Source organism: Variovorax sp. GrIS 2.14, assembly GCF_046115955.1.
GTDB lineage: Bacteria > Pseudomonadota > Gammaproteobacteria > Burkholderiales > Burkholderiaceae_C > Variovorax.
The window spans coordinates 183981-202032 of the sequence record NZ_JBJXIA010000004.1; the positions used below are offsets into that span (position 1 = coordinate 183981).

Here is an 18052-nt window from a genome sequence, read left to right on the forward strand (position 1 = left end):
ATGCTCTCGTTGCCACTTTTTGGCATAAGTCGAACGGTCGGTGTTGTGGGAAACCGGGCACGGTCCGCAAGGCGGCGACGAGATCAACATCCCGCTCGCCGGCCGCAACTACGGCGGACGGCAATGCCTACCTGGCGGCGGGCCTGGCCCTGTCACGGGTCCCGTTCAACCACTGCGCTCTCAACCCGGTACTGTCCAGGCCGCCGTCCGGTCACTTTAAAGAATACGGAGCTGAAAGCCGCCGCCGAGCCGTAGCCGACGATCTCCGCGACCTCTGAAATGCTTCGGTGGCTCGACTTCAGCGCCGCGCTGGCCACGGCCACTCGCCATTCGATCAGGTAGCGAAGCGGTGAACACCCGTCATCGCCTTGAACCGCTCGGCGAAGGTCGTGCGAGACATGGCGACGCTGGATGCAAGCTCGTCGACGGTCCAGCGGTGCGCGATGTCGGCATGCAGCAGGTGCAGGGCTGCTCCGATCTTTGGATCCGCAAGCGCACCCAGCCAGCCCGGCAGATGAGCCCCGCAAGCCATGCGCAAACGCAGGCTCTGCATGAGCACCATGTTCGCAAGGTTGGTCGCGACGACCGCGCCGCCGGGTCGCACGGCCTCGGTTTCTAGGCGAAGGAGTTCGAGCAGCGCCCGAAGCGACGGAGCGCCTTCCGATCCGGCCGGCACATGGACGAGTGGCGGCAGCAACTTCAGCAAGAGGTCCTCCGCATCGGCGTCGAAGACGAAGCGACCACCGGCGGCACTCACCTTGTCGCCGTGCTGGCCGTAGCGAACGATGCCATCCGCATCCATGCAATTGGCAAGCACTTCGCGCCCATCGATGGGCACGAGTGTCGGATCGCTGCCGGTGCAGTAGGGCTGGCCGTGCGTCAGGAGGTAGAAATCGCCGGTGTTCAGATACAACGGCGGCTCGCCGTCCTCGGTCCAAAGCCAGAACGAGCCTTCCAAAATGCCGGCGAAATGGATGTGACGGCGCGCGTCGACGACTGGGACGCGATGATCGACATCAACATCAAGGGCGTGCTCTATGGCATCGCGGCCGCCTTGCCCATCTTTCGCAAGCAGGGGGCAGGTCACTTCGTCAACGTCGCGTCCACGGCGGCGCACCGCATCGTCCCAGGCATGGCGGTCTATGCGGGCACCAAGTTCGCGGTGCGAGCGATCTCGGAAGGTTTGCGACAAGAAGCGGGCACTGCGTTGCGGGTAACGGTGATCTCGCCGGGCATGACCCGCACCGGCTTCGCGGATTCCATGACGAGCCCGGAGCTGAAAGCCCAGACGCAGTCCACGATGGAAAAGATGGGGATACCGCCGGATGCAATTGCCCGTGCCATCGCATTCGCGATAGAGCAGCCTTCCGATGTCGATGTCGGCGAGATCATTGTCCGGCCGACGGCGCAAAGTTAGTTGGCCTCAGCCATTGCAACCCGGCAGCGGCAGCGTCGGCAGCACCGCGCGCCAGAGCCGCGTCCATTCGGGCCAGTCGTGCCCGCCTGCAGTGGTGAACACGCGCTCCGGCGGCAATGCGGCCGCGAGCAGTCGATGGCTGAAGGCGAACCGATCGTCGAGGCCATAGCCCAGGTAGAGCGGCGGGTGATCGACCGGTAGCGGCCGGCGCGCGTAAGCCTTCAGCCATTGCCACAGGGCCGTCTCGCGCTGCGCTCTTTCGCCGCCGGCTCGGTCGTCGCCGACGGGGTCGGTGAGCGGCCCTTGCCATCGCTCGAGTCCGCCGGCGTTGGCGACATCCATGCTCTGCACGCGATCGCCGAGGTAGGGCGCCAACACGACCAGCCCCGTCACGTCGGCCGGATGTGCGTTGGCATAGATCAGCCCACCCAGCCCTCCGATGGAAATGCCGACGATCCATATCGCCTTGTAGCCCCGCGCCCGCGCAGGTGCGATCACGTCTTGCTGCAGGCGCTCGATGACGGCGCCCTTGCTGTAGTAACCCAGGTGCGCATCGACGCGCACGATGTCGACAGCGAGCTGCCGCTCCCGCACCGCGCTCACGAAATTCTCACGCACGAACTCGTCGGGATGCGAATAGGCGCCGGGCAACATGATCAGCAAGGTGTCGGCGCGTGCCGTGCAGGTGCTCTTGTCGACGAAGGTGTCGATCGGCGCCTTGGCCGGGCGCAGGCCGGTGCAGCCTGACGCCAGCAAGGAAGCCAGCGCTGCCGCCGCCGCCAACGCCGCGAGCCTCGAACGGCCGCGCCCATGGACGAAAGATGGCATCCGTTGCCGCCTAGACCGGGGACGGCGTCGTCGGCGGCAGTTGCACTGACCGCGGTGCCGGCAGATCGACCATGACGGCTTGTCCCGGCGTCGTGCAGCCGGTGTCGCAGCATTTGCCGGGTTGCCGGTTCTTCGTGATGGCGCGGTCCGGGTCGTGCGCCACGCCGCGATCGAGCAACCTCTCGACCAGCTCGACCTTGGAGCCGATGGGGTAGTTGCGATAGATCTCCTGCTTCATCGCGGCCGGTGAGCCGCCGCCGTGCAGGCTGATCACGCTGTACCAACCACCTTGATAGCCGGCAGTCAGGTCTTCGATAAAGCGTGCGGTTTCGATGCGCTGTTCGTATGGCACGTCGGGACTGGCGCGCAGCACCTCCGACAGGCGTGCCGCAGTCTCCGGGTTGTGGTCTTCGTCAGGTCCGGGCAGCGTGACGATCAGTCCACCGCTCACGTAGTGCGCGATGCGGTGCATGTCGTAGATCTTGGTGGCCAGCAGCAGCTTGCCGATGTTGCTGAACACCGGGTCGGGCATGAAGATGTCGCAGTGTTCGTCGGCCTTGCCGTAGACGCTGGCCGCAACGCCGCAGGCAAAAAAGCTTTCGGTGATGGTGATGAGTTCGACCATCTGCTCGCGCAGGTGCGTCTCCTTGCCGGGGTCGAAGCCATTGGCCTCGCACATCAGCGCGCCGGCGCCGATCAACAAATCGCCGAAGCCAGCGCGCGCGCCGATGCAGCTGTGACGGTGGTGGGTGGCGTAGCTGTAGGTCAGGTGGCCGGTGTGCTCCCACTCGCCGGCATAGAACACGTTGTCCCATGGCACGAAGACGCGGTCGAACATACACACGCCGGTGCTCTGGCCGAATTTGCGGCTGAACAGCGCATCGCCATGCTCGAGCTTTTCGCCTGGCCGACCGGCCGGGCGTGCCACGATGGTCAAGCCCGGTGCGTCGAGCGGCACGGCGCAGCACACCGCAAAATCCGCGTCTTCGCGGCTCATGTTGCGGCATGGCATGACCAGCAGTTCGTGCACGTAGGGCGCGCCGGTCACGATGGCCTTGGTGCCCGAGATCACGATGCCGCGCACGCCGTTGCGCAGCGCATTGCGCTCGACGATGTGCAGGTAACTGTCGATGTTCGACTGTTCGTGCGGCCGCTTGCTGCGGTCGCCCTTGGCGTCGGTCATCGCCACGCCAAGCGTCAAATCCTGGTCCTGGATGCGGTGCAGATACTCGGTAAATCGGGCGGTGTTCTCGGTCGTGCCGCGCGCGTCGTCGATGCGGGCCGACACTTGGCCAATCGCGTTCAGCGCATCGTGCGTGAGGTAGCGCTGCGCGCAGCCGGTTTCCTGGCAGACGAGCCGCACGGCTTCGAGCTTGTTGAGCAGGTCACCCGAGCCGGTGTTGATGTGCGACAGGCGATTTACTCGCTTGCCGCTGGAGTGCTGAATGGCCGTCATCAGCGACTCGTACTGCGGCTTCAACGCGTAGTCGTAAGTGAGCGCGATGGCATTGATGCCGGGCTGGAATGCGGCTTCGTCGGCCACGCTCTCGACGCGGCGTCCGTCGACGAATACGGTGGGCTTGTAGCGCCGCAACGAGTCGCGATATTCGTCGCCGGACATCAGGTTGGCGACGGGAAGGGCAGCATTCATGGTCTCTCCAGTTGCTTGAAGGTTGTGAAAGCTCAAAGACTTTCTCGATCGTGAATTTGAACATTGTTCAATTTTTTGTTCAACTGCTCGAATAAATGGAGGTGTGTGCAGGGTGGCGCTATATTTGAACTAAGCATGCCAAGCTCCAACGTCAGCAAACACTCACCGATGCACGCCGGGCACTGGTGCTCGATGCTGCGCGTTCGGTGTTCTCCGAAGCGGGAATTGAAGGCGCCACCATTCGCGAGATCGCCAAGCGCGCCGGCTACACCCCCGGGGCTATCTACTCGTACTTCGAGAGCAAGGAGGCGGTGTATGCCGCATTGCTCGACGAGTCGTTGATGCGGCTGCAAGCGGCTGTCGCCGATGCGCGCGTGTTCAAAGCGAAACCCGAGAAGACGCTGTTGTCCAAGGCGCTGGCCTGGTTCGATTTCTATGCCGCAAACCCGCGTGATCTGGACCTGGGCTTCTACCTGGTGCACGGCATGCGCCCGCGCGGCCTCACCAGCGAGCTCGATCACGAGTTAAACGACCGCCTCTACGACGCCCTTCGCCCCTGTGAAGACGCGTTGCTGGCAATGGGGCTCGATGCAAAGCGCGCACTGCGGGAGAACACCGCTCTTTTTGCGCAAGGCGTTGGCCTGCTGCTGATGCAGCACACCGGGCGGATCCGGATGTTTCGCCAGTCGGCGGAACTGCTGTTCAGAACCTATGTGGCGCAACTGGTTGCCCGGTGCGAGACGGTGGACCGCCGCGATCAGATCGGTGGTACGGTTTAGCTTCACTTTCAACAAGACCCGACCATGCTGCTTGATGCCTCGCTTTCCCAACTCGTGCTGGTCGATTACCAGGCGCGACTCATGCCGGCGATATTCGAGTCGGAAGCGGCCGCCAAGAACGCCGTTCGACTGGGCAAGATGGCGCAACTGGTCGAGGTCCCCGTTTGGGGCACCGAGCAGAACCCGTCGAAGCTCGGCGAGAACCTGCCCGACATCCGCGCGTTGTGTCAGCGCACACTGGCCAAGATGCATTTCAGCGGTGTCGAAGAAGGGCTGGGCGACTGGTTGCGGCCGACCGAACCGCAACCTCAGGCGCAACGCGGCAACGCACGCAGCCTGCCCAAACACCTGCAGAAACCGGCACCGCCGGTCGACGAGCGCGGCACCATCGTTATCGCCGGTTGTGAGGCGCACGTTTGCTTGCTGCAAACAGCGCTCGACTTGCTCGAAGACGAGTTCGAAGTGTGGGTCGTCACCGATGCCTGCAGCTCGCGCACCGAGCGCAACCGCGATGCCGCGTTCGACCGCCTTGCCGGTGCCGGTGCAGAACTCGTCACCACGGAGATGGTCGGCTTCGAATGGTTGCGTACGGCTGAGCACCCTGCGTTCCGCGACTTGCAGGCGCTGATCAGATAGTTCCGGCAAATTGCGAGAACAGATTGCGATGGGATCGAAGGAGACAAAACCAGATGAGCCGCTACGAGGATTTCCACGCCCGTTCCATCGAAGATCCTGACGGTTTCTGGGCCGAGCAAGCCCAGTTGATCGACTGGCATACGCCGCCTAAGCAGATCCTCGATGCGAGCAATCCGCCGTTCGCCAACTGGTTCGTTGGCGGTACGACCAACCTGTGCCACAACGCGGTCGATCGGCATCTGGCGACGCGTGGCGATCAGGCTGCATTGATCTTCGTCTCTACCGAAACCGGCGTCGAAAAGACTTTCAGCTTCAACCAGCTGCACGCTGAAGTGCAGCGCACCGCCGCCAGCCTGATGGCGCTGGGCGTCGGCAAGGGCGACCGCGTCCTGATCTACATGCCGATGATTCCGGAAGCGGCATTCGCGATGTTGGCCTGCGCCCGCATCGGCGCCGTCCATTGCGTGGTGTTCGGTGGCTTTGCCAGCGGTTCCCTGGCCACGCGGATCGAAGATGCCGAGCCGAAGGTCGTGATAAGCGCCGACGCGGGTTCGCGCGGCGGCAAGGTGGTGCCGTACAAGCCGCTGCTCGACGAAGCGATTCGCCTGTCGAAGTACAAGCCGGCCGCCGTGCTGCTGAGCGACCGCGGTTTGGCGCCGATGGAGCTTGTCGCGGGGCGCGATCATCTGGACAGCGACATGGCGGCCTCGCGCCGAGATGCGGTGGTGCCGTGCGTCTGGCTGGCGTCGACCGACATCAGCTACACCATCTACACCAGCGGCACCACCGGCAAACCCAAAGGCGTGCAGCGCGACACCGGCGGCTATGCCGTGGCGCTGGCCGCCAGCATGAAGCACATCTTCGACGGCCATGCCGGCGAAACGTATTTCTCGACCAGCGACATCGGCTGGGTCGTCGGCCATAGCTACATCGTCTACGGCCCGCTGATCGCCGGCATGGCGACGATCCTGTACGAAGGCCTGCCCACGCAGGGCATCGACCAGCAGCCCGACGGCGGCATCTGGTGGCGGCTCGTCGAGAAGTACAAAGTGACGGTCATGTTCAGCGCTCCCACTGCAGTGCGCGTGCTCAAAAAGCAAGACCCTGCGCTGCTGAAGAAGTACGACCTGTCGAGCCTGCGCGCGTTGTTCCTGGCTGGCGAACCGCTCGACGAGCCCACCGCGCGCTGGATCAACGACGGCCTTGGCGTACCGGTGATCGACAACTACTGGCAGACCGAATCGGGCTGGCCGATCATCACCATCGCCAATGGCGTCGAGGCCAAGCCGAGCAAGTTCGGCAGCCCCGGCGTGCCGATGTATGGCTACAAAATCAAGATCCTGCACGAGTCGACCGGCGAAGAGCTTACCGCGCCCAACGAGAAGGGCGTGGTCGTCATCGAAGGCCCGACGCCGCCCGGCTTCATGCAGACCATCTGGAAAGACGACGCGCGCTTCGTGCAGACCTACTGGAAGAGCGTGCCGGGCAAGCTGGTTTATTCGACCTTCGACTGGGGCATTCGGGATGCCGACGGCTACTTCTTTATCCTCGGTCGCACCGACGACGTGATCAACGTGGCCGGGCATCGGCTCGGTACACGCGAGATCGAAGAAAGCATTTCGGGGCACGCCAACGTGGCCGAGGTGGCCGTGGTGGGCGTCGCCGATGCACTCAAGGGCCAGGTCGCCATGGCTTTCGTCGTGCCGAAAGCAGGGGACGCGGTGACCGATGCCGACGTCGCGCTGAAGCTTGAAGGCGAGATCATGAAGCGCGTGGCCGACCAGCTTGGTGCGCTGGCGCGACCGGCACGCGTCCGCTTCGTGACGGGCCTGCCCAAGACGCGCAGCGGCAAGCTACTGCGGCGCGCAATACAGGCGGTGTGCGAAGGGCGCGACCCGGGCGACCTGACCACCATCGACGATCCGGTCACTCTGCAGAAGATCGGGCAACTTGTCGGCCCCTGAAGGGTTGTGTTGTCCGCAACGGGTGTCATATTGTTGAAGTGGCACAATGAGAAGGTACTCAGGCCCTTCCCCAGCCACAGTCGCATCCGCCAATCGGTCAAGCCGTGTCGCGGAAGGTTTCTTAACCAGCTAGTGCTTCCTTCAGGGAAGCGAAGGTCAGCGGATCATGAGCGATTCTTCGACGCCCTCGGCATACCAAGCCTATCAAGGCAACACCTATCTTTTCGGCGGCAATGCGCCCTATGTCGAAGAGATGTACGAAAACTACCTCTCTAATCCAGGCAGCGTGCCCGACAACTGGCGTTCGTATTTCGACGCCTTGCAGCACGTGCCAGCAGCCGATGGCAGCAACGCCAAAGACGTGGCGCACCTCCCGGTCGTCAACGCTTTTGCCGAACGCGCCAAGCAGGGCACGACCCGCGTGGTGCAGGCCAGCGGTGCCGACTCCGAACTCGGTCGCAAGCGCACAGCGGTGCAGCAGCTCATCGCGGCGTACCGCAACGTCGGCGCACGCTGGGCCGACCTCGATCCGCTCAAGCGCACGGAGCGCCCGGCCATTCCAGAACTCGAACCGTCGTTCTACGGCTTTGCCGACGCCGACCTCGAAACGGTTTTCAACACCAGCAACACATTTTTCGGCAAAGACACCATGTCTTTGCGCGACCTGCTCAACGCCTTGCGTGAAACGTACTGCGGCACCATCGGCGCCGAGTACATGTACACGACCGACCAGAACCACAAGCGCTGGTGGCAGCAAAAGCTCGAGAGCGCGCGCACCAACCCGCAGCTGACGGTCGAGCAAAAGAAGCATGTGTTGAACCGCCTCACAGCGGCCGAAGGCCTCGAACGTTTCTTGCACACCAAGTACGTCGGTCAAAAGCGTTTTTCGCTGGAAGGCGGCGAAAGCTTCATCGTGTCGATGGACGAACTCATCAACCAGGCCGGCGTGCAGGGCGTGCAGGAAATCGTGATCGGCATGGCCCACCGTGGCCGCCTCAACGTGCTGGTCAATTCGCTTGGCAAGATGCCGGCCGACCTGTTTGCGGAGTTCGACCACACCGCCCCTGAAGAACTGACCAGCGGCGACGTCAAATACCACCAGGGCTTCAGCTCGGACGTGACCACGCCTGGCGGCCCGGTCCATTTGAGCCTGGCCTTCAATCCGTCGCACCTCGAGATCGTGAACCCGGTGGTCGAAGGCTCGGTGCGCGCCCGCATGGACCGTCGCGGCGATCCGCTCGGCAAGCAGGTACTGCCGATCATCGTTCACGGCGACGCGGCCTTTGCCGGCCAGGGTGTCGTGATGGAAACGCTGGCGCTGGCCGAAACGCGCGGCTATCACACCGGCGGTACGGTGCACATCGTCATCAACAACCAGATCGGTTTCACCACCAGCGATCCGCGCGACAGCCGTTCGACGCTGTATTGCTCGGACATCGTCAAGATGATCGAAGCGCCCGTGCTCCACGTGAACGGCGACGACCCTGAAGCCGTGGTGCTGGCAACCCAGTTCGCGCTGGACTTCCGCATGGAGTTCCAGAAGGACGTCGTGGTCGACATCATCTGCTTCCGCAAGTTGGGCCACAACGAGCAGGACACGCCGTCGCTCACCCAGCCGCTGATGTACAAGAAGATCGCCCAGCATCCCGGAACGCGGAAGCTGTACGCCGACCGCCTCGCCGCGCAAGGGCTCGGCGCCACCCTCGGCGACGACATGGTGAAGGCGCAGCGCGCCGCTTTCGACGAAGGCAAGAACACGGTCGACCCGGTGTTGACCAACTTCAAGAGCAAATACGCCGTCGACTGGAGCCCTTACCTCAACAAGAAGTGGACCGACGCCGGCGACACCGCCATTCCGAGTTCGGAATGGAAGCGCCTTGCGGAGAAGATCACGACCGTGCCGGCTGGCTTCACCGTGCACCCGCTGGTGAAGAAGGTGCTGGACGACCGTGCCGCCATGGGCCGCGGCGACATGAACGTCGATTGGGGCATGGGCGAGCACATGGCTTTCGCTTCGCTGGTGGCGAGCGGCTATCCGATTCGGCTTTCGGGCGAAGACTCGGGCCGCGGCACCTTCACGCACCGTCATGCCGTGCTGCACGACCAGAACCGCGAAAAGTTCGACGTCGGCACCTACACGCCGTTGCAGAACGTGGCCGAGAACCAGGCCCCGTTCCTCGTGATCGACTCGATCCTGTCCGAAGAAGCCGTGCTGGCTTTCGAGTACGGCTATGCGTCGAACGACCCCAACACCTTCGTGATCTGGGAAGCGCAGTTCGGCGACTTCGCCAATGGCGCCCAGGTGGTGATCGACCAATTCATCGCTTCGGGCGAAGTGAAGTGGGGCCGCGTCAACGGCATCACGCTGATGCTGCCGCACGGCTATGAAGGCCAGGGTCCGGAGCACAGCTCGGCGCGCCTCGAACGCTTCATGCAGCTGTCGGCCGACACCAACATGCAGGTGGTGCAGCCCACCACCGCCAGCCAGATCTTCCACATCCTGCGTCGTCAGATGGTGCGCAACCTGCGCAAGCCGCTGATCATCATGACGCCCAAGTCGCTGCTGCGTAACAAGGATGCGACCTCGCCGTTGTCCGAGTTCACCAAGGGCGCTTTCCAGACCGTCATCCCCGACAGTCGCGACCTCAAGGCCGACAAGGTCAAGCGCGTGATCGCATGTTCTGGCAAGGTGTACTACGACTTGGCCAAGAAGCGCGAAGAGCGGGGTGCTGACGACGTCGCGATCATCCGCGTCGAACAGCTGTATCCGTTCCCGCACAAGGCTTTCGGCACCGAGCTGAAGAAGTATCCCAACCTGGTCGACGTGGTGTGGGCGCAGGACGAGCCGCAAAACCAGGGCGCATGGTTCTTCGTGCAGCACTACATCCACGAGAACATGCACGACGGGCAAAAGCTGGGCTACTCCGGTCGTGCCGCTTCGGCATCGCCGGCGGTCGGCTATTCGCACCTCCATCAGGAACAACAAAAAGCGCTGGTCGACGGCGCGTTCGGCAAGCTCAAGGGCTTCGTGCTGACCAAATAACTAGAACCGAAAATTCAAAATGTCCATCGTAGAAGTCAAAGTCCCCCAGCTGTCCGAATCGGTGTCTGAAGCCACCATGCTCACCTGGAAGAAAAAAGCCGGTGATGCCGTTGCCGTCGATGAAATCCTGATCGAGATCGAGACCGACAAGGTCGTGCTCGAAGTGCCCGCGCCGTCGGCGGGCGTGCTGGTGGAAATCTTGCAACCCGATGGCGCCACCGTCCTCGCAGAGCAATTGATCGCGCGGATCGACACAGAAGGCAAGGCAGGCGCCGCGGCCGCTGCGCCTGAGGCCGCGCCCGCTCCGGCGGTTGCTGCACCCGCGCCTGCCGCTGCTGCAGCCGCCGTGATGGGCGGCTCGAAGTCCGATGTCGCCATGCCAGCCGCAGCAAAGTTGCTGGCCGACAACAACCTGAAGACCAGCGACGTGGCCGGCTCCGGCAAGGACGGCCGCGTGACCAAGGGCGACGTGCTCGGCGCCGTCGCCTCGGGCACCACTGCAGCCAAGGCGCCGGCACCCGCCGCCGCTCCGGCCCCCGCCGCCAAGCCGTTGCTGACGCAGGTCGCATCGCCGACCGCCGCTCCTGACCTGGGCGACCGCCCGGAGCAGCGCGTGCCGATGAGCCGCCTGCGCGCCCGCATCGCCGAGCGCTTGCTGCAATCGCAATCGACCAACGCCATCCTCACGACCTTCAACGAAGTCAACATGGCCCCGGTCATGGAGATGCGCAAGAAGTTCCAGGATGCATTCAGCAAGGAGCACGGCGTCAAGATCGGCTTCATGAGCTTCTTCGTGAAGGCGGCAGTGCACGCGCTCAAGAAGTACCCGGTCATCAACGCGTCGGTCGACGGCAACGACATCCTCTACCACGGCTACTTCGACATCGGCATCGCCGTCGGTTCACCGCGCGGTCTGGTGGTGCCGATCTTGCGCAACGCCGACCAGATGAGCTTTGCGGACATCGAGAAGAAGATCGCCGAGTACGGTCAGAAGGCCAAGGACGGCAAGCTGGGCATCGAAGAAATGACCGGTGGCACCTTCTCGATCAGCAACGGCGGCACCTTCGGTTCCATGCTGTCGACGCCGATCATCAACCCGCCGCAGTCGGCCATCCTGGGCGTACACGCCACCAAGGACCGCGCGGTGGTCGAGAACGGGCAGATCGTCATCCGCCCAATGAACTACCTCGCCATGAGCTACGACCACCGCATCATCGACGGCCGTGAGGCCGTGCTGGGCCTGGTCGCGATGAAGGAAGCGCTGGAAGATCCGTCGCGCCTCTTGTTCGACATCTGAGGCGAAGACACAGATGGCAAACAAACAGTTCGACGTGATCGTGGTCGGTGGCGGCCCCGGCGGCTACATCGCCGCGATTCGTGCGGCGCAACTCGGATTCAACGTCGCCTGCGTCGACGAGTGGAAAAACGCACAGGGTGGCCCGGCGCTGGGTGGCACCTGTACCAACATGGGCTGCATTCCTTCCAAGGCGCTGCTGCAGTCGTCGGAGCACTACGAGCAGGCCGGCCATACCTTTGCCGACCATGGCATCAACGTGTCGGGCCTCTCACTCGATATCGGCAAGATGATGGCCCGCAAGGACCACGTCGTGAAGCAGAACAACGACGGCATCACATACCTGTTCAAGAAGAACAAGATCACCTCGTTCCATGGTCGCGCGTCGTTCGTCAAGACCGATGAAACCGGATACGAGCTCAAGGTCGTCGGCGCAGCAGGCGAAGAAGCCATCAGCGGCAAGCACATCGTCGTGGCGACAGGCTCCAACGCCCGCGCTCTGCCGGGTGCGCCGTTCGATGAAGAGAATATCTTGTCGAACGACGGCGCCTTGCGTGTCGGCGCGGTGCCGAAGAAGTTGGCGCTGATCGGTGCCGGCGTGATCGGTCTGGAGATGGGTTCCGTATGGCGCCGCCTGGGCGCAGAAGTCACGGTGCTGGAAGGCCTGCCGACGTTCCTCGGCGCGGTCGACGAACAGATTGCCAAGGAAGCGAAGAAGGCGTTCGACAAGCAGGGCTTGAAAATCGAACTCGGCGTCAAGGTCGGTGAGATCAAGACTGGCAAGAAAGGCGTTTCCATCGCCTGGACCAACGCCAAGGGCGAAGCGCAGACGCTCGACGTCGACAAGCTGATCATCTCGATCGGCCGCGTCGCCAACACCATCGGCCTCAACCCTGAAGCAGTCGGCCTCAAGCTCGACGAGCGCGGTGCGGTGGTGGTCGACGGCGAGTGCAAGACCAACCTGCCGAACGTCTGGGCGATCGGCGACGTCGTGCGCGGCCCGATGCTGGCGCACAAGGCCGAAGAAGAGGGCGTGGCCGTGGCCGAGCGCATTGCCGGCCAGCATGGGCACGTCAACTTCAACACCGTCCCGTGGGTTATCTACACGCATCCGGAAATTGCGTGGGTCGGGCAAACCGAGCAACAGCTCAAGGCAGAGGGCCGGGCTTACAAAGCCGGCACCTTCCCGTTCCTGGCGAACGGCCGCGCACGTGCGCTGGGCGACACCACCGGCATGGTCAAGTTCCTTGCGGATGCGACCACCGACGAGATCCTCGGCGTGCACATGGTCGGGCCGCAAGTGAGCGAGCTGATCTCCGAAGCTGTTGTCGCGATGGAGTTCAAGGCGAGCAGCGAAGACATCGCGCGCATCTGCCACGCGCATCCGTCGCTGTCGGAAGCCACGAAGGAAGCGGCGCTGGCGGTCGAAAAACGCACGCTCAACTTCTGATCTCTTGAGCGTCAAGCAGGCTTACGAGGCGGAGCTCGCAAAGCGGGGCTTCCATAGCGACCCGGCGCAACTGCGTGCCGTGGAGGCTCTGGATCGCTGCGTCAACGAGTGGGCCGATTACAAGGCGCAACGCTCGAACGCGCTCAAGAAGTTCATCAACCGGCCGGAGATTCCGCGCGGCGTCTACATGTACGGCGGCGTCGGTCGCGGCAAGTCGTTCTTGATGGACCTGTTCTTCAACGCCGTGCCGCTGCGGCGCAAGACGCGCCTGCACTTTCACGAGTTCATGCGCGAAGTGCACCGCGAGCTGGCCGACCTGCAGGGCACGGTCAATCCGCTGGACGAGCTCGGCCTGCGCATGTCCAAGCGCTACAAGCTGATTTGTTTCGACGAGTTCCATGTGGCGGACATCACCGACGCCATGATCCTGCATCGGCTGCTCGCCGCGCTGTTCAACAACGGCGTCGGTTTTGTCACGACTTCCAATTTCAAGCCGGACGACCTGTACCCGAACGGCTTGCACCGCGATCGAATTCTTCCGGCCATCGAATTGTTGAAGGAGCAGCTGGAAGTCATCGGTGTCGACAACGGCACCGACTACCGGACCCGCACCCTGCACCAGCTGCGCATGTACCTCACGCCCAACGGGGCTGCCGCCGATCAGGAAATGCGGGACGCTTTCAATCGGTTGGCGGAAACGCCCGACGACAACCCGGTGCTCCACATCGAGTCGCGCGAAATCCATGCGAGGCGGCGCGCCGGCGGCGTGGTGTGGTTCGACTTCAAGACGTTGTGCGGCGGACCGCGCTCGCAAAACGACTACCTTGAGATCGCAGCGCAGTTCCATACGGTGCTGTTGTCGGACGTGCCGCAGATGTCGGTGAGCCGGGCCTCTGAAGCACGTCGTTTCACCTGGCTGGTCGACGTGTTCTACGATCGACGGGTCAAGCTCATCATGTCGGCACAGGTCGCGCCCGAGGCGTTGTACAGCGAAGGCCCGCTGGCGCACGAGTTTCCACGCACGGTCTCGCGGCTCAACGAGATGCAGTCGGCCGAATTTTTAGCGCTCGAGCGGCGCAATGTCGATACCGGACTCACATGAAGAAGATGTTCACCTCGCTTTTGATGGCGGCTGCCGCGGTTGCGTCTTCGCCGCTTTGGGCGCAGTCGGTCGCGACGGCCGGCAACACCGACATGGCGGCAGAGCGCTCACGACTCACTGCCGAGCGCGCCGCTGTCGACAAGAAGTTCGAGGAGGAGCGGTTTGCCTGCTTCAAGAAGTTCGCGGTCGAGAGTTGTCTCGAAGACAGTCGCAGGGGCAAGCGCGATGCTCTGGACAACATCAAGCGGCAAGAAGCGATCATCAACGATGCCGAGCGCAAGCGTCGCGGTGCTGCCGCCCTTGACCGGCTCGACGACAAGTCTGCACCGCAGCGCGCGCAAGAGGCCGGTGAGCAACGCGACAAAGCACTCAAGTCACAGGCTGACCGCGAGCAACGGGCGGCCGATCACACAACCGGTCGCGAGGCTGCCGTTGCGGGCGAAGCCGCCAAGCGCGGGCAATTCGAGAACAGGCAAAAAGCGAACGCCGAGCATCTGGCGAAGACTGCCAAGTCGCGTGCGCAGGCGCCGGTCGAACAGCAGCAGTTCGACGACAAGGCAAGGAAGGCCGAGGCACACCGTGCCGAGGTCGAGAAGCGCAATGCCGACCGCACCAAGCCGCGCTCGGCATCGCTGCCGCCGCCGCCCTGATCGTCACAAGCCCGAGGCGGGCGCGCCACCTTGGCCGGACCGCAGCCGGCCCGGTGATTACTTTGGCAGAGGCTCGAGCTTGAGTACCGCCAGCGACAGGTTGTCGCCCGTGCCACGCGCCCGCTTGCGGGCTTCGTCTACCAGCAGTTCGACCGCTTCGCGCGGCGACTGCTCCGACAGCACCGCACCCATTTCTTCCGGGGTGAAGTAGTGCCACAAGCCGTCGCTGCAGGCCATCAGCACGTCGCCGGGTTGCAGTTGCGGAATGAAATGGGTTTCGATCGGCGGCGGCGTGGCCGTCATGCCGAGGCAGCCGAGCAGGATGTTGCCCTGAGGGTGAATGTTGGCTTCTTGCTCGGTGATCTCGCCACGGTCGATCAGCACCTGAACATACGAGTGATCCCGCGTGCGCTTGATAAGCCGGCCGCGCTGGAAATGATAGATGCGCGAATCGCCCGCATGAATCCAGGCACAGTCGCCGTGCGGGTTCATCAAGAACGCGGCCACTGTGCTGTGAGGTTCCTGCTCACTTGACAGCGCTGTCAGCTTGATGACCGTGTGCGCGTCGTCGAGCAGGCGTCGCAGGATGCTGCCGGGTTCGTCGTGCTCCGGACGGTAGCGCGCAAAGAGCTGGCGCGCCGTCATCATCACCTGGTCGGATGCCTTGCGGCCGCCGCTGCGACCGCCCATGCCATCGGCGATGACTCCCAGCACGCAACCCGGCGTACGGGCGTGCGACAGCATCAAAACCTGGTCTTGTTGATACGGCCGGTCTCCCTTGTGGAGACCAGTGGCGGCAGCGAGTCGGAAACCTCGAATCATGGGTGCAGAGGAGATGTGTGGACGTATTATCGGGCGATCATGCACCGCGGCCGCTGGAGCCCGCCTGACCCGGTCCGCATTTACTCCGTTGGACACCAATCTTCACTCCCTTTCTCGCCAGCTGATCGACCTGCGCATCGAGCACGCCGATCTTGACGCCACCATCGATCGCCTCGTCGAGGTGGCGCCGCCGCAGGACGACCTGTTGCTGCGTCGACTGAAGAAGCGTCGGCTTGCATTGCGCGACAGGATCGACCGCGTCGCTCGGGACATCGCGCCACAAGAGCCTGCCTGATGGGCGCACTCGAGTCGGAGGTGCGCGACGCGTTCGCGCATGACGGTGTGTTGTCGCGTGCCGCCGAACAGTTTCGCGAACGCGACGGACAAACGCAGATGGCGCTCGCCGTTGCCCGCACTATCGAGCGTGGCGGCGTGCTGGTCGTCGAGGCGGGCACCGGTGTCGGCAAGACCTTTTCCTACCTCGTACCGGCACTGCTGAGCGGTGAGCGTGTGCTGCTGTCGACCGCCACCAAGACGTTGCAAGACCAGTTGTTCGGCCGCGATCTGCCGCGCCTGGTTGAAGCGCTCGGCCTGCCCGTTCGCACGGCTCTTCTTAAAGGGCGCGGCAGCTACGTGTGCCTGCACCGGCTCGATCTGGCGCGGCATGACGCATCGCTGCCCGAGCGCGGCACCGTGCGCACGCTGGCAAAGATCGAGCAGTGGTCCAAGTCGACGCGCACCGGTGATCTTGCCGAGCTACCGGGTCTCGACGAACGTTCGCCGCTTATTCCATTGGTGACGTCGACGCGCGAGAACTGCCTCGGCGCGCAGTGCCCGCAATTCAAACCGTGCCATGTGAACCTGGCGAGGCGCGAGGCGCTTGCAGCCGACGTGGTCGTCATCAACCACCATCTCTTTTTTGCCGATCTCGCGGTGCGCGAATCCGGCATGGCCGAGCTACTGCCGAGCGTGCGGGTGGTGGTGTTCGACGAGGCGCATCAACTCAACGAAATCGGCGTCCAGTTCCTGGGCGCGCAGCTTGGCAGCGGGCAGGCACTCGACTTCTCGCGTGACCTGCTGGCTGCCGGGCTGCAACATGCACGCGGTTTGGTCGACTGGCAGCAACTCGCCGCAGCACTGGAGCGCGCAGCGCGCGAGCTTAGGCTGGTGGTCGGAAAGCAATGGCCAGGGACCAAATTGCGCTGGGCGGGTCCGTCGCCAGACACCGTGCCAGCCGAAGGGTGGCAGGCCGCGCTTGACATGCTGCAGCACGCATTCGAAGATGCTGCCGAGAATCTGGCCACGGTCAGCGAAATCGCCCCCGACTTCGTCCGCTTGTATGACCGCGCCGGGCAGCTTGCCGAGCGCGCTGCACGCTTCGCGACGCCCTGTCCGACCGACTCCGTGCGCTGGCTGGATGTCGGCACACAGCTGCGACTGGTCGAGTCGCCACTCGATATCGCCGAGGCCATGCGTGGACGGGTTCTGAAGATCGAGCAGGTTAGCGCCCGAGAAGCCGACGAAGCAATGGATGGCTCCTGTGCTGTGGATAGGGCTGGCGCCGCCAAGCCTAAGGAGGGCGGCGAACGAGGCCGTGCATGGGTCTTCACTTCGGCCACTCTGGGCGACGACCCCAAGCTGCGCTGGTTCACCGAGCCGTGCGGTCTGGAGTCTGCCGAAGTGTTGCGCGTTCAAAGTCCGTTCGACTACGCGCGTCAGGCAGCTCTCTACGTGCCGCGCACTTTTCCGAAGCCGGCCGATCCGGCGCACGGTGCCGAAGTGGCCCGCCTCGCAGCCCGCGGTGCGGCGGCGCTGGGCGGAAGAACGTTGGTACTGACGACGACCTTGCGCGCACTGCGAACCATCGCAGACACGCTGCGGCTCGAACTTGAGCCAATCGATCCGTCGACCCGTCCCGAAGTGTTGGCGCAAGGCGAGTTGCCTAAGCGCGTGCTGATGGAGCGCTTCAGGGAAGGCGCCGGTGCCGGTCGCGCAGGCTGCGTGCTGGTCGCGTCGGCGTCATTCTGGGAGGGTTTCGATGCACCGGGTGATGTACTGCAGCTGGTCGTGATCGACAAGCTGCCGTTTCCGCCGCCGAACGATCCACTGGTCGAAGCCCGCTCGCAACGGCTCGAGGCCCAGGGTCGCAACGCATTCGGCGACTATTCATTGCCCGAGGCGGCCGTGGCGCTCAAACAGGGTGCCGGTCGGTTGATCCGGCGCGAATCCGATCGCGGCGTGCTTGTGATCTGCGATGCCCGTCTCGCCACCATGGGCTACGGTCGCCGCCTTGTTGCCGCGCTGCCGCCGATGCGGCGTCTCGAAAGCGCTGAAGAGTTCGATGCGGCGTTATCCGAACTCCGAGCCTAGGGATTCAGCGTATCGGTACCGACAGGCCGGCGGCAGTTGGTCTCGA

General features: G+C 63.7%; 17 protein-coding genes. 12 read left to right on the forward strand and 5 right to left on the reverse strand.

From position 1 onward, the window contains the following. Positions 1–40 precede the first annotated feature (40 nt). Complete coding sequence (locus RCH10_RS09060; RefSeq protein ID WP_409052104.1) at positions 41–220, forward strand: PQQ-dependent sugar dehydrogenase; 180 nt, start codon at positions 41–43, stop codon at positions 218–220. Here the strand turns inward: RCH10_RS09060 and RCH10_RS09065 are convergent. Together RCH10_RS09065 and RCH10_RS09070 are read right to left on the reverse strand one after the other, a co-directional pair. Beyond that, positions 153–434 (reverse strand): helix-turn-helix transcriptional regulator, encoded by a 282-nt coding sequence (locus tag RCH10_RS09065; protein WP_409052229.1) that lies wholly within the window; start codon positions 432–434, stop codon positions 153–155. The genes RCH10_RS09060 and RCH10_RS09065 overlap by 68 nt on opposite strands. Next, positions 335–1087, reverse strand: coding sequence for a cupin domain-containing protein (locus tag RCH10_RS09070; protein ID WP_409052105.1), 753 nt, complete (start codon positions 1085–1087; stop codon positions 335–337). The genes RCH10_RS09065 and RCH10_RS09070 overlap by 100 nt, the downstream gene beginning before the upstream one ends. On the opposite strand from RCH10_RS09070, the gene RCH10_RS09075 reads away from it, so the two are divergent. After that, complete coding sequence (locus RCH10_RS09075) at positions 971–1417, forward strand: SDR family oxidoreductase (protein ID WP_409052106.1); 447 nt, start codon at positions 971–973, stop codon at positions 1415–1417. The two genes, RCH10_RS09070 and RCH10_RS09075, sit on opposite strands and share 117 nt — an antisense overlap. Positions 1418–1423: 6 nt before the next feature. On the opposite strand, the gene RCH10_RS09080 is transcribed toward RCH10_RS09075, so the two are convergent. Together RCH10_RS09080 and RCH10_RS09085 are read right to left on the reverse strand one after the other, a co-directional pair. Next, the gene (locus RCH10_RS09080; protein WP_409052107.1) at positions 1424–2245 is read right to left on the reverse strand and encodes an alpha/beta hydrolase; all 822 of its coding nucleotides are present in this window, start codon (positions 2243–2245) and stop codon (positions 1424–1426) included. A 10-nt stretch (positions 2246–2255) separates the two neighbouring features. After that, a complete protein-coding gene (locus tag RCH10_RS09085) occupies positions 2256–3896 on the reverse strand; it encodes a 4-hydroxyphenylacetate 3-hydroxylase family protein (RefSeq protein WP_409052108.1) in 1641 nt (546 codons plus the stop codon). A 185-nt stretch (positions 3897–4081) separates the two neighbouring features. On the opposite strand from RCH10_RS09085, the gene RCH10_RS09090 reads away from it, so the two are divergent. From RCH10_RS09090 to RCH10_RS09125, 8 genes are all read left to right on the forward strand, one after another. Continuing rightward, positions 4082–4675, forward strand: coding sequence for a TetR/AcrR family transcriptional regulator (locus tag RCH10_RS09090; protein ID WP_409052109.1), 594 nt, complete (start codon positions 4082–4084; stop codon positions 4673–4675). A 24-nt stretch (positions 4676–4699) separates the two neighbouring features. Then, positions 4700–5311, forward strand: a complete 612-nt coding sequence (locus RCH10_RS09095; protein ID WP_409052110.1) for an isochorismatase family protein — start codon at positions 4700–4702, stop codon at positions 5309–5311. 23 nt (positions 5312–5334) lie between these two features. Further along, positions 5335–7275: a propionate--CoA ligase gene (locus RCH10_RS09100; RefSeq protein ID WP_409052111.1), complete on the forward strand. Its 1941-nt coding sequence runs from the start codon at positions 5335–5337 to the stop codon at positions 7273–7275. Between the two features lie 166 nt (positions 7276–7441). Next, positions 7442–10318, forward strand: coding sequence for a 2-oxoglutarate dehydrogenase E1 component (locus RCH10_RS09105; RefSeq protein ID WP_323502144.1), 2877 nt, complete (start codon positions 7442–7444; stop codon positions 10316–10318). 19 nt (positions 10319–10337) lie between these two features. Beyond that, entirely contained in the window at positions 10338–11615 is a 1278-nt protein-coding gene (gene odhB, locus RCH10_RS09110; protein ID WP_323496434.1) for a 2-oxoglutarate dehydrogenase complex dihydrolipoyllysine-residue succinyltransferase, read from the forward strand. Between the two features lie 13 nt (positions 11616–11628). Further along, positions 11629–13062, forward strand: a complete 1434-nt coding sequence (lpdA, locus tag RCH10_RS09115; RefSeq protein ID WP_409052112.1) for a dihydrolipoyl dehydrogenase — start codon at positions 11629–11631, stop codon at positions 13060–13062. Between the two features lie 4 nt (positions 13063–13066). After that, on the forward strand, positions 13067–14164 hold the full coding sequence (gene zapE / locus RCH10_RS09120) for a cell division protein ZapE (RefSeq protein ID WP_409052113.1): 1098 nt from the start codon (positions 13067–13069) through the stop codon (positions 14162–14164). Continuing rightward, on the forward strand, positions 14161–14814 hold the full coding sequence (locus RCH10_RS09125; protein ID WP_409052114.1) for a hypothetical protein: 654 nt from the start codon (positions 14161–14163) through the stop codon (positions 14812–14814). Before zapE ends, RCH10_RS09125 begins: the two co-directional genes overlap by 4 nt. 57 nt (positions 14815–14871) lie before the next feature. Here the strand turns inward: RCH10_RS09125 and RCH10_RS09130 are convergent, their stop codons facing one another. Continuing rightward, on the reverse strand, positions 14872–15636 hold the full coding sequence (locus RCH10_RS09130; RefSeq protein ID WP_409052115.1) for a PP2C family protein-serine/threonine phosphatase: 765 nt from the start codon (positions 15634–15636) through the stop codon (positions 14872–14874). 88 nt (positions 15637–15724) lie between these two features. Between RCH10_RS09130 and RCH10_RS09135 the strand changes: the two genes are divergently transcribed. Further along, positions 15725–15931: a DUF465 domain-containing protein gene (locus tag RCH10_RS09135; protein ID WP_187052459.1), complete on the forward strand. Its 207-nt coding sequence runs from the start codon at positions 15725–15727 to the stop codon at positions 15929–15931. Continuing rightward, positions 15931–18006, forward strand: a complete 2076-nt coding sequence (locus RCH10_RS09140) for an ATP-dependent DNA helicase (RefSeq protein WP_409052116.1) — start codon at positions 15931–15933, stop codon at positions 18004–18006. The genes RCH10_RS09135 and RCH10_RS09140 overlap by 1 nt, the downstream gene beginning before the upstream one ends. Positions 18007–18052 lie beyond the last annotated feature (46 nt).